This window comes from Copranaerobaculum intestinale (assembly GCF_009831105.1).
Classification (GTDB): domain Bacteria; phylum Bacillota_I; class Bacilli_A; order Erysipelotrichales; family Erysipelotrichaceae; genus Copranaerobaculum; species Copranaerobaculum intestinale.
Window position 1 is genome coordinate 1 of record NZ_WUUQ01000005.1, and the last position, 12,236, is coordinate 12,236.

12 protein-coding genes and 1 pseudogene are annotated in these 12,236 nt (G+C 35.4%); 10 read left to right on the forward strand and 3 right to left on the reverse strand.

Translation table 11 applies throughout. The annotated features are described in order from the left end of the window. The 3 genes from GSF08_RS09890 to GSF08_RS09900 all read right to left on the reverse strand — a co-directional run. Positions 1–516 (reverse strand): site-specific integrase family protein (locus GSF08_RS09890; RefSeq protein WP_249806070.1); only part of this gene is annotated, 516 nt, incomplete at its 3' end. 78 nt (positions 517–594) lie between these two features. Continuing rightward, positions 595–798 carry an excisionase gene (locus GSF08_RS09895; RefSeq protein ID WP_002607397.1) on the reverse strand — a complete coding sequence of 68 codons (204 nt, stop codon included), beginning with the start codon at positions 796–798 and terminating at the stop codon, positions 595–597. Further along, a complete protein-coding gene (locus GSF08_RS09900; protein WP_347338000.1) occupies positions 798–1,859 on the reverse strand; it encodes a replication initiation factor domain-containing protein in 1,062 nt (353 codons plus the stop codon). The genes GSF08_RS09895 and GSF08_RS09900 overlap by 1 nt, the downstream gene beginning before the upstream one ends. Positions 1,860–2,355: 496 nt before the next feature. On the opposite strand from GSF08_RS09900, the gene GSF08_RS09905 reads away from it, so the two are divergent. From GSF08_RS09905 to GSF08_RS09945, 10 genes and pseudogenes are all read left to right on the forward strand, one after another. After that, on the forward strand, positions 2,356–3,027 hold the full coding sequence (locus GSF08_RS09905; protein WP_087213576.1) for a helix-turn-helix domain-containing protein: 672 nt from the start codon (positions 2,356–2,358) through the stop codon (positions 3,025–3,027). A gap of 343 nt (positions 3,028–3,370) precedes the next feature. After that, on the forward strand, positions 3,371–3,751 hold the full coding sequence (locus GSF08_RS09910) for a hypothetical protein (RefSeq protein ID WP_133301694.1): 381 nt from the start codon (positions 3,371–3,373) through the stop codon (positions 3,749–3,751). Positions 3,752–4,156: 405 nt separating this feature from the next. Further along, positions 4,157–4,654: a restriction endonuclease subunit S gene (locus tag GSF08_RS09915; RefSeq protein WP_160625694.1), complete on the forward strand. Its 498-nt coding sequence runs from the start codon at positions 4,157–4,159 to the stop codon at positions 4,652–4,654. 1,161 nt (positions 4,655–5,815) lie between these two features. Beyond that, a complete protein-coding gene (locus GSF08_RS09920; protein WP_160625642.1) occupies positions 5,816–6,775 on the forward strand; it encodes a Nal1-like putative serine protease in 960 nt (319 codons plus the stop codon). A gap of 114 nt (positions 6,776–6,889) precedes the next feature. Further along, on the forward strand, positions 6,890–8,182 hold the full coding sequence (guaA, locus tag GSF08_RS09925; RefSeq protein ID WP_160625643.1) for a glutamine-hydrolyzing GMP synthase: 1,293 nt from the start codon (positions 6,890–6,892) through the stop codon (positions 8,180–8,182). Between the two features lie 45 nt (positions 8,183–8,227). After that, positions 8,228–9,067: a DUF4357 domain-containing protein gene (locus GSF08_RS09930; RefSeq protein ID WP_160625644.1), complete on the forward strand. Its 840-nt coding sequence runs from the start codon at positions 8,228–8,230 to the stop codon at positions 9,065–9,067. A gap of 402 nt (positions 9,068–9,469) precedes the next feature. Then, a pseudogene (locus GSF08_RS11580) lies at positions 9,470–9,880 on the forward strand (NYN domain-containing protein); the annotation flags it as partial. Positions 9,881–9,976: 96 nt separating this feature from the next. Next, positions 9,977–10,204 (forward strand): OST-HTH/LOTUS domain-containing protein, encoded by a 228-nt coding sequence (locus GSF08_RS11670; RefSeq protein ID WP_347338001.1) that lies wholly within the window; start codon positions 9,977–9,979, stop codon positions 10,202–10,204. 142 nt (positions 10,205–10,346) lie between these two features. After that, the gene (locus GSF08_RS09940; RefSeq protein ID WP_160625645.1) at positions 10,347–11,063 is read left to right on the forward strand and encodes a LytR/AlgR family response regulator transcription factor; all 717 of its coding nucleotides are present in this window, start codon (positions 10,347–10,349) and stop codon (positions 11,061–11,063) included. A gap of 473 nt (positions 11,064–11,536) precedes the next feature. Next, positions 11,537–12,199: a sensor histidine kinase gene (locus GSF08_RS09945; protein ID WP_160625646.1), complete on the forward strand. Its 663-nt coding sequence runs from the start codon at positions 11,537–11,539 to the stop codon at positions 12,197–12,199. Positions 12,200–12,236: the final 37 nt, after the last annotated feature.

Genomic DNA, 12,236 nt, shown 5'->3' on the forward strand with positions numbered 1-12,236 from the left:
AGGGTTTTTCCTTACACAATCGTCTTGTATGGCGATATAGAATGACGCTTTTAACGAGCGTTTATGGTTGTTAATGGTGTTATAGGAAAAGCCTTTGTCTTTCATGCGTAAAGCCCATTCTTTAGCGTCAGAGGGTTTGATTGTATCAATGCTCCTAGCACCTAACTTGTCCTTTTTCAATAACCGCATGAGCTGTTCCCGTTGTTTTATTGTGCTTTTCTTCACGTTTGCCCTCTGTGCGTTCTGTTTGGCGTAGAGTTGGCAAAGTGTCATTTTCTTGCCTGTGCTGTCGATACCGTCCTCAATATCCCGTCTTATCTGCTGTTCCAGTTCACGAAGTGAGGGTTTTTCCCGTTTTCCCTTTGGTGTCGGGTCTGTGGGTGTCAATCTCCAAGCATACACATATTTTGTGTTTCCAAATGCGTCCACATATTTATATAAGTATTTTCCGTCTGTTCGTTGGCTCTCTCCAGTATGCAGGATGCGTCCTTTGATATCCCGTCTTTTTTCTTTCATGGTGTCTGCTCCTTTCCTTGTTGGAAAGAGCCTTGATATGACTTGTGTTCATCATAACACATACAAGGCTCATTTGCATTAGATTGCGTCCAATTTATCAATAACCTGTTCAAACTGTCGGCGTTTAATCTGTATGCGGTTGCCATTCATAATGAGCCAGCCAGCGTCCTTGTTTTCCTCTGCCAATCGTCTTAACTTGTTTTCTCCGATACGGAAATACTTAGACGCTTCTTCAATGGTAAGGGTGTATTTTTCCCATACGGGAATATCGTTGTTATTCATCAGATACCCCCTTTCCCATGTTTTGTGTCATACTGGATATAAGGGATAAGGTCGGTGCGGTTTATCCTCTGTAAATGGGCGGTTAGTTTACTGGAAAGGGAATTGCTGTATCTTGCCTTATCAAGCATAGTTCCCACTTTTTCCAATCCACCTAATGCGTCATGTTCTTCTAAGAAGTAAAAACTTTTGACAGCGGAAATCACGCCACCCTCTGTAAGCCATTGCTGTGTTTCCTCAAGGGAATTTTGCTGGTTTGGTACTTGCAGTTTCAAGACTTCCACAGCCCCTAAAAAGCGTTCCCAAAACCGACACGTTTTCCATCTGCTTTTATTACTTTCGTTTCTGTTTGGCACGACAAAGCGTAGGTTGTTTGACAATAGCCCGAAAGCCAGTTCTCCCAGTTCCAGCGGTCTGTCTTTGAATGTCATGGCAAAAGCATGAGCCTTATCATCACGCAGTTGCATTTCTGTCCGTTTCCAACTGCCGACTTCATCAAGTGTCTTATTATGTTTTGAACAGACTTCCTTATCCTTATCATAAAAGCGGTAGGACAATCCCGATTTACCAGCACCGATATAAACTGTCTTTGCGGTATCGAAATCGTCAAACTTGCTTTCGTCAAAGTGGTAGCCCTCACTATTCGAGATAAATTCCTCTTTTTCGCATTTCTTCTTTATCTGCTCTATGGTAAAGAATGGCTTTTCGTTCTTATCATCAATGGCAATATCAAGCCTTGTGAAGTGGAAATTATCCAGTCCGTATCTTCGCTCACAACGTCGGAACATATCCCCAAAGGTATAATTCCTACTGTCGAGAATACGGAAAATATCATCACAACCTCTGCCAGTCATAACAAGATAACAGCCTAGCCCTTGTGGGTTATCCTCTGTCTTTCTTGCGTCCCCCGATACATAAATATCTCCAATCTGCCAGCGTGCTTGATAGGTTTTGTATTTAACGCTTGCCGGATAGACATTGAAAAGGTCAGTCGGTAAACCTAAAATGTGCATGATGACATCTTCTGCGGTTGCAGTATCAAATACAATACTGATGTAATCAATCTTAACGGATAAATTTTTGTGTGTAGTTATAGTGCATTACTCCTTTCGTACTTCCCGTTTTTTTGCGGGGTAAAAATCGTGTTTTGTCCTTTATTTATCACAGTTTCTAGGTACTATGACATGTATGCGCAGGGCGGTGTTACATATACGCCCTATGCGTTCGCCGAAAGGCGTTCCCTTTCTTCCTGTGTCTGATCCGTTCTTAACACTCACGAGCCTTGTAAGGCTCGTGGCTAAACGGAACAGCCCCAGTCAGAAACCCGATTTTCAGTCTGATAGTCCATGCCTTTTCATGCTATCAAAGTGAAAATATATATTTTATATGCTTATTCAAGCTTGTGATTGACCCTAGCGTGCTTAATCACTCTATCTGATACGATAATAACGTCATTAGAATTACTTGTCAAGAAGTTTTTATTGACTTTTGGACATATATTAAGTATGATATGCTTATAAATACCAAGAAAAGCAACGAAAGGAGCGGTTGTACTAAGTTATGGAGGGTTATATAAAGAAAATCAGTTTCTTAGGAGAGAACATACAAACCATAAGAAAACACAGGAAAATGAAACAACAGGAGCTTGCGGACAAAATCGGTATCAATATGCAGAGCCTTTCCAAGATTGAACGTGGTGTGAATTATCCTACCTTTGATACGTTGGAAAAGATAATGGACGTGCTAGGAGTAACGCCCAATGAATTATTGTCGGGAGAATGGAAGTATATCGACCACACCGAGCCATATATCATGGACGTTATCAAACGGGAACAGGATTTTAATGTTTCTTTAGATTATCTGTCTGAAAATGAATTTTTCAATGACGAAAGAGAATGTAGATTTTACATGGAATATAAACTCATACAGTATATTCATAACTACATTACCAATGAGGTTACGGAGTTGGAAGAACTTATGGAAATCAAGCAGTTGATACAGCGTCAGAAATTGGAACGCATGATGAAAGTGCATAAGGAAATGCGAGGTTTAGACCGATACAGAGAACAGCCCAAAGAATATAAATACCACGACCCTTATGATGATTGGATATTCCGTCAGCTTGCGGATATTGACAACAGAAACAATATTCCCGACACTTCCCCACAATCAGATTTCAATGAGGCGGACTATGATGATTATCTAAAGGAGAAATGGAACAGAGGACTTTGATTTTCCTCTTGCATAAAAAATACAGCAAATAAAAAGCCCAGTAAAGAGTGCAAAGCACCACCAATGGTGGCAAGCTCTTGACAGGGCTTTTTCTTTTCTGTGGTGGGTAATCAAGAGGAAGAAAGAAAAAGTGTGTATTTTCAATGCAGAAAATATTTAAAGGGTATGCTGATTTTTATTGTGGCGGATATATGGAACTGTTATAATATGGTATGAAGAAAAGGACAAATTAGAAGTTTAATTATATATAATTATAATCTTGATAGAATTAAAGAGTTACTTTTAAAATATATAGGGAAAACAATTGATGTTGTTGATTAATGAAGTGAAAGAAGGTTGGAGTATGGGTTTTTTATTTGGAAGAAAAAAGAAAGAAAAAAAGCATGAGGTGATAAGCATTTCGGGAACACAATTGTGTGATCTTTTAACAAAAGCTGTATCGTTGGCTACTGAAGACGTAGAAGCAAAGTGTTATAGTACTGGACCAGAAATAATGTTTGAGTATAATGGAAATGTTCATTTTATGGGAATTAAGTATGATAAAAAAAGAGCAAAAACTGAGAAAAGAATTACATTTTCAAATGAATTGATGACAGTGTATATTGATAAACAATCTTTTTCTACAGTGGAAGAATTGCGTATGCAGGCAACGATTGACGGTGAATTTCTATCAAATATCTCAGCAGGAATTATTGTAGCCCCTGAATATAATGAATTGTTATAAAATCAGTATAGACATTATGGAAGATTAGTAATGATGATGAGAAGTTACGAGGTATAGCAATGGGATGATATGCTGTATCAAGCCGTATTGAAATGATTACACTTGCTATTTTATCAACGGCTATTTTATCAAGTATATTGGGGAAATAGCAAGAAATTCCAGTTTGACAATTTCATATCCATGCACACAAAGCAGTTAGTCTTAGGATTGACTGCTTTTAAAAAGACACCATTTAGGTGTAATGGTGTCTTTTGGGTGTTATTATAATGGTCATATCAAGGCTCATTCAATCGTGGTAAATTCGTGGTAAAATGAATGATTTTCTATACTGCAAAATACTTGAAAGTATAGTGTTTATGCGGATAATCAAAAATTAGATATAAAATTTAAATATAACTCTTTGTAATAAGTGCTGGAGTATATCATTATTCGGATGAGTATGATGTGGGGAATACACCTTATGTGTCTGCTTCTAACATGAATAATGGAATACAACAAAGAATAAATCTAGATCCAGATTTTAAAGGGAATTGCATTGTTACTGGAAAAGTTGGATGTACTTGTTTTTATCAATCTGAGGATTTTTGTGCTACAAGTGATGTGAATATATTTAGACCAAGAGCATTTAATTTGAATAGAAAAATAGGCTTATTTATAGTTTCTATAATTAATTTTAGTGAGAATTATAAATGGAATTATGGTAGGCAGTGCAGAATTGGAGACAGCAAAAAAATTAATATAAAATTACCAGTAAAAATGGTTGAAAATGAATATATAATAGATCCAAATAAAGAGTTTTCTGAAGAAGGATATATGCCCGATTTCAATTTCATAGAAAATTTTATGGAAGATGTAGAAAATGCAGAGAGAGGAAGAGTGAAAGATTTGCTAAAAATAATTTAGCGAAAATGAATGTTTTCATATGCATTATTTGAAGACTAGTTGAATTTAATAAATTCGAAAAAACAATACAAAAAAGCTTATTCCTAAAGTTTCTAATCTGAATTTAAATAGACTATATTTTAGATATGATGAAATAATTACCACTACTTATAATAGTGATGATGATCATATACAATTAACAAAATTAGAGTTTAAAGAGAATGAGGATTTTAGTCGTCTTAGTATATCAGAAGTAGTTGAATTAAATAAAGAGGTTTCAATTATATCAGAATTAGATTTTGATATACCATCTATTCAACGAAGTTTTGAATGTTTTACTTTTTTGAGTGTACAAAAAAAATTTAAAAATGAGGAATAAATTGGCTTATAATTCTGCATCCAATAAATTTTCTAACAATATAGAGATCGATTTATTTTCGTGTGAAAATATAGAAAAGTTTGTATACACATAAACGATACCAGAATTGAAAGGTGTGGACGTTGCATTGATGGATGATGAAACAATAAAAGTTGCTTCTAATCTATATCATCTAATGGAAATAAATAGTAAATTAGATGAAATATAAAATGATTTTAATATTTGAAAGGACTAGTATTGATATAACAATTTTAGATTTATGCTATATCTTTTTTAATTGAAGAGTGATTTGAAAAATATGTCATAGTTTGATTTCAAATTAATCATTCTAATGATGAAAGCTTGTGAACACTGGGCCTATAAATTTACGTATTGATTGGTTAAATAATTGGTTAAATAATTGGTTAAATATTAGGTAAATTCGCATTTCTAACCAATATTTAACCATTTAATTATGTGTTTGAAAATAGATATTTTCTATTATGTTTTATTATTCATTGATTAATTAACTGTCATTTAGATCTTGTTATAATAAACAAAATTATACGATATATTATCATGGACTTTGAGTACACTTTGAGTGCAAAAATTTTGACAGCCAGTTAAAAATAGAATAATAATGATATATTTTGCATGAAAACCTCAATTTTGGTAATAAAACATGTATGAAATCTTATTTTAAATCGAGTGGGAGTAGTGGACAGTGAATTCCTTTCAAAAAATCAAATTGATGTCTTTTTATGCATGATAAAAAGTCTATTCCATTCACATAGTAACACATATAATAGAATGAGGTGTTACTTATGGATGAAAATCAACATCATAAAATTCTGGAAGTTAAGCATGCTTATGAAGATGAATTATTAGCATTGAAAGATGTGCATGCAGTAAGTATTGGCTACAAGGAAGTTAACGGTGTAAAAACAGATACACTAGCTATTGTGATACACACAAAACAAAAAGAAGAGGAGGCATACTTAGATTCTGATCAAATCATACCACCTTTTATTGAAGGTATTCCAACCGATGTTGTTGAAATTCCTCCTTTTGATTATATTCCGACAGAATTTGATGAAGATGAGATAAATCCCTCTAACATAGATGGTAAAAAATATCGGCCAGTACCTGGTGGGGTTGAAATTTATATGCCCCGAACAGAAGTAAATGGCGGTATCTGCACATCAGGTATGTATGCACAATCAATAAAAGAAGGTGATTCCGCTTCTGATCTTTATCTTTTAACAAATGCCCACTGTTTACGGGAAGTGAATCAAGCAGTCATGCAGCCTATTTCGGATAATCCTGAAGAACTAATCGCATTCTCTTCAAGAGTTATCGATAACAATCGTATTGACGGCGGTATCGCAAAGATGACCAGCTATGAGAATGCTGACCCTTTTACAATCGTTGATTTGGGACAGATAACGGGTGTTTATGACATTACGATTGATAATCTTGGCGAAAAGGTCGTGAAACGAGGTCGAACAAGTGGTATAACGATAGGTATTATAGATTATGTTTTTGTTACAATCATCGATAAAAAAGATCAAATCGTGGTAAGAGGAGAAGTACCGTTTGCGGAACCTGGCGATTCAGGATCAGCAGTCCTTATGTATGAGGGGGAACACGGAAATAATGTAATGGGTTTACTTTGGGGCGGTGTATTGAATTATGCGATTCTATCCCCAATTCGAGCAGTTTCCGAAGAACTTGAAATTGCGTTAATTACAACTGATCTTCCTATTTTTCAATTTGAACAGTGAATTTGAGGTATCTAATGGGATACCTTTTCATATGGTTAAGCAATACGTTATATATTTATATCTAACAAAGATTATGGTAAACTTTACATATACATAAAATTAGGAGAGCGCAAAATGAAACAGGATATGATTGTAATTTTAGACTTGGGAAGCAGTGAAAACACAAAATTGGCAAGAGAGATTAGAGAATTGGGCGTATACAGTGAAATTTATCCGCATGATATAACCAAAAATGAACTTGCTAAATTACCAAATGTAAAAGGTGTTGTTTTATGTGGTGGTGAACATCGCCATGTTGATGGTAAAGATATTGATGTTTCACCAGAAATTTATGAATTAGGTTTGCCAATGATGGCAATTGATCATGAAGCAGCTGCTATTGATATAAAATACCAGGAATGGCCATCTAAAGATCAATTACAAGCATTCGTATTTGATATGTGTAAGGCGGAAGCGAACTGGAATATGAAAAATTTTATCGCTGATCAGATTGAATTAATTAGAAATCAAGTTAAAGATAGTAAAGTATTGTTAGCACTTTCTGGTGGAGTGGATAGCTCCGTAGTAGCTGCTTTGCTTTTGAAAGCCATTGGTAAACAGCTTGTCTGTGTTCATGTGAATCATGGATTAATGAGAAAAGGTGAATCTGAAAGTGTTATTGAAGTTTTTAAAAATCAGATGGATGCCAATTTGGTGTATGTTAATGCCAGCTTTCGTTTTTTAGGAAAATTAGCAGGTGTGTCTGACCCAGAACAGAAACGCAAAATTATCGGCACTGAATTTATTCGTGTTTTTGAAGAAGAAGCACGAAAATTAGAGGGTATTGATTTCTTAGCACAAGGAACGATTTATCCGGATATTGTGGAAAGCGGTACAAAAACGGCGAAGGTGGTAAAATCACATCATAATGTAGGTGGTTTACCGGATGACTTATCCTTTCAATTGGTAGAGCCGCTTCGCCAGTTATTTAAAGATGAAGTGCGCGCTTGTGGAGTAGAATTAGGTTTGCCGTATGACATGGTGTATCGGCAGCCATTTCCAGGTCCGGGTTTAGGAGTTCGCTGCTTAGGTGCTATCACTAAGGATCGTTTGGAGGCAGTACGCGAATCTGATGCGATTTTGAGAGAAGAGTTTGCAAATGCTGGATTAGATAAAAAAGTATGGCAATATTTCACAATCGTACCGGATTTCAAATCAGTTGGAGTAAAGAATAATGCCCGCAGTTTTGAATATCCTGTAATACTTCGGGCAGTAAATACGGTAGATGCGATGAGTGCATCCGTTGAAGATATTAATTGGCCGACATTACATAAAATTACAGATCGTATTTTAAAGGAAGTAAAAGGTGTGAATCGTGTTTGTTATGATTTAACACCGAAGCCGTGCGGAACCATTGAGTGGGAATAAATAGTTGAATTAAATAAAAATTGTAATTGGGATGGAGATGTTAAAGTGAATTTTGGGAAAGCTATAGAACTTTTTTGGGTTAATGGTACATCTGATGGAATTGTCACGGCTGAGTTGTCAAATTGGAATGGTAAGGGTATAAAAATCCCTCGTACTGATTTAATATCGTGTCATCGTGATGATATTCGTGGAATAGGTATTTATTTTCTGTTTTGTCAAGGAGACGATGGGACAGATTCAGTTTATATTGGTGAAGCAGAAAATATATATGAACGATTATTACAACATCTTCGAGATTATAAAGCTGGTAAAGAAAAATATTACTGGAACACAGCTGTAATATTCGTAGGCAGAGATTTAAATAAAGCTTTAATACGATATTTAGAAAACCGGCTTGTGGAAATAGCAGAAGATTGTGGTAACTTTTTACTTTTAACTAAAAGCACATATAAGCATACGGTCATTAAAGAATCACAAAAAGCAAGTATGGAGGAGTTTATCGATAATATCAAAGTATTGGTTAAAGCAATGGGTTATAATATTTTAATATCCACGCCTCAACCTACTAATAATACTACCTATCTTTATTGTAAAAGTAATAGTGCAGATGGAAAAGGATTTATTAGCGCTGGAGGGTTCACCGTAGTCGCTGGATCAAAAGTGTCAGAAACATTGGCGCCTTCTTTTGCTGATGGTGCCAAATCATATTATGAGTTACGAAGGAAGCTAGAACTGGATGGAATTATATCAGGATATTTATTTACTAAAAATTTCGAGTTTAGTGCACCATCGGCAGCTTCTGCTGTTATCCTAGGAAGAGCTTCTAATGGAAGAAATGATTGGAAGACAGAAGGTGGAGTAAGACTAAATGATTTATTAAATTAGTTAATTTTAGAGCTATATTGGATTAATACTATGTCTATTGCAGAAAGAAATATAAATCCATTTTCTTTATAGTTAATTATTTATGTTGTTATAGTGTTAATTAAATTTAAACGATCCTGATTGTTTATTTTTGATAACGCAAGGAATACTTAAGATAATGCTTTTGCAAAATATATTTGAAATCTAATCAATATGAAAATTCTATAACTTTATAGGCAATGATAAAATTTTGCTTTTATAATGAAGATATAATATGTATGTATAGATAATTCATCTAATTTAAATTTTAATATATCAAAAATTAAAATTTATGGATAAAATGATTGATTTATGTATTTGAGGATAAATTACTTCATCAGAAAGATAAATATATCTGCGAATATTCAACGCAGGAGGACAAACATGGAAGATTTACACAAAATCGTATTACTCATTGATGCAGATAATACCCAACTTAAGAAAATGGAGGCGGTCATCCGCGAAGTGTCAACCCATGGCCGAATCGTTGTGAAACGTGCCTACGGTAATTGGAAGAAAGATATTCTTAAAAATTGGGAAGATGAATTGAAGCGCTTAGCGATCAAAGCCGAGCAGCAATTTGATTATATATCCGGTAAGAACGCAACCGATATGGCATTGGTCATTGACACTCTTGATTAACTGCACAGCGGCATTTACGATGCCTTCGTTATTGTCGCGAGTGACAGCGATTATACACCGCTCGCAATCAAGCTGCATGAATCCGGTGTATTTGTCATGGGAGTTGGAGAAAAGAAAACGCCGGAAGCGTTTCGAAATGCCTGCGATGAATTTATATTCCTGGAGAATCTTGGTGATAAAGAAAAAATAACCAAAGATATTGTTGTTGAAGCGGACGCGATCGATCAGGATACGAAAGCTCTGGATGAAATCCATGGCTTATTACGCATTGCGTATGAAACCTATCAGGATGATGAAGGATATGTTTATGTCAGCACAGCCGGAGCTTATATCAAACGAACCAAACCAGATTTTGATTTGCGGACCTTCGGTTATTTAAAATTAACCGATTTACTTGCCGCCTTCCCGAAACGATATAAAATGAAAAAGTATGAAGGAAAAGGAATGGTTAATATCCTGGCATATAAATGTTTATAAACTTATAAAAACTTAATCCTATTTATACTATCACGTAATAACTATCTCTTAATATAGGATTCATGTTACCACATGATTCCTTTTTATAATACAGCGAGAAATGCTATAATAGTAGTACTTTACAACGACAAAGAGGGTACATATGAGAATAGCAATCTGTGATGATGAATCCATTCAGCGTGCATTACTGAAAAAGATCACATCCCAATTTTTTGAAAGAGAATCAATTCCTTATGAAATTATGGAATATGAAAGCGCAGAACAGCTGCTTTTTCATCATGAACAAGCAAAGGATATCGATATTTTATTGCTGGATATCCAGATGCAGGGAATGAATGGTATGGAGCTTGCCAAACAGCTGCGCCGTAATGGTAATAGAAGTGCTATTATCTTTGTGACCGGAGATACCGATTTTATTTATGATGGCTTTCATGTCCACGCAATCAATTATCTTTTAAAACCGATAGATGATGAAAAAGTAAACGATTGTCTCTTTCAGGCAGTTTCCCTTTTGAAAAACGAGAAAGCGTTGCTTCTTCAAATTGATAAGGACATTATCAAGCTGCCCGAAAACGATATAATATGCATTCAGAGTGACGGTCATTATCTTCAAATTTATACTGATAAACAATCCTACCGTCTGAAAAAGCGTTTAAAAGATATGGAACAGGAGCTTAGTGCAGGGCAATTTTATCGCATCAGCAGAAGTGATATTGTGAATTTAGACGCAGTCGCAAGAATCACCTCTAAAGATATCTATTTGATCAATGAAATTCGCATCCCCATTCCCAAAGGGAAGTACCGTGAAATCAGTGAAGCCTTCATGCAGTACCATTTTCATGGAGGCCCGACAAAATGATCATTACTACGCTATTTTTTCTTATGTCGACACTGATAATTTCCTATTGGATGTTTCCCATTGTGAAAGATAAAATCAGTAAGATTGTATTACTCCTGTTGTTGATTTTCACACTGCTTATCACTTGGCGCTTTCACGTTGAGGTCATCGGATGGTTTATCCTGCTATTGCTGACAAATCTCTACTTACTATTTTATATCGAGAATTATGAACATTTTCGGCTTTTCCTTATTCTTGAATTTTTCATATTCGTTATAACTTTGGGTGGCTCGGCATTACTCTGCTTACCCTTATTTCCGATCTTGTTTTTCACCGCGATGTATTTATTGATGCTGATCTTGAAACAGCGGCTAAATTTTATATTGGCAATGAATATCCTTCTGTTCACACTTGTTTTTTACATAGTAAGTTACCATATGCATTCCCAGCTTATGATTCTTTGCCATTATATTTTTATCATTTTCATTGAGAATATGTATCAATTTTATGTTCAAACACTCGATCGAGATACTGCTGATTTCCAAAATCAAGTCATGTCTCACCACTACGAAGAAGTGAAGTCGGTGTACTTAAACATGCGCGGCTGGCGCCATGACTACCATAATCATATTCAAACTATGAAGGCCTATCTGCAGTTAAAGCAGTATACGCAGCTGGAATCGTATCTGAATGAATTAGAAGCTGATTTATCCAGTGTTGATCAGCTGGTAAAGAGCGGTAATCTCATGATGGATGCTATCCTGAATTCAAAACTATCGCTTGCCAAAGAACACCAAATTGAAATTCATTGTAAAGCTGTGACTCCGGAATCCTTATGTATTTCTGATATTGATATTTGTGTTATGATCGGTAACCTCATGGATAACGCGATTGAAGCATGTGATCAGATTCCACCGGATAAGCGCCGTATCCGTGTCTATACCGATATCGTTCATCAGCAGTTTTACCTTTCCGTTACAAACTCAGCAAATGAAAATATATCGGAAGATCAAAAACGCTATATTAGTGAGAAACGCGGTAATCACGGTCATGGTATGAAGCGGGTAAAGCTTACTGTAGATAAATATGACGGATACCTGAACCTGAAAAATGAACCGGGAGTTTTTGTCAGCGAATTGATGATCCCCCTGAATTGACCGTTTCGTGAACGATTTTCACCTGTTCATGTACTGA

Coding starts and splice junctions, on each gene's coding strand:
- GSF08_RS09895 (WP_002607397.1), bottom strand. CDS start 798: ATGAATAACAACGATATTCCCGTATGGGAAAAATACACCCTTACCATT.
- GSF08_RS09920 (WP_160625642.1), top strand. CDS start 5,816: ATGGATGAAAATCAACATCATAAAATTCTGGAAGTTAAGCATGCTTAT.
- GSF08_RS09945 (WP_160625646.1), top strand. CDS start 11,537: ATGTATCAATTTTATGTTCAAACACTCGATCGAGATACTGCTGATTTC.
- GSF08_RS09940 (WP_160625645.1), top strand. CDS start 10,347: ATGAGAATAGCAATCTGTGATGATGAATCCATTCAGCGTGCATTACTG.
- guaA (WP_160625643.1), top strand. CDS start 6,890: ATGAAACAGGATATGATTGTAATTTTAGACTTGGGAAGCAGTGAAAAC.
- GSF08_RS09905 (WP_087213576.1), top strand. CDS start 2,356: ATGGAGGGTTATATAAAGAAAATCAGTTTCTTAGGAGAGAACATACAA.
- GSF08_RS09910 (WP_133301694.1), top strand. CDS start 3,371: ATGGGTTTTTTATTTGGAAGAAAAAAGAAAGAAAAAAAGCATGAGGTG.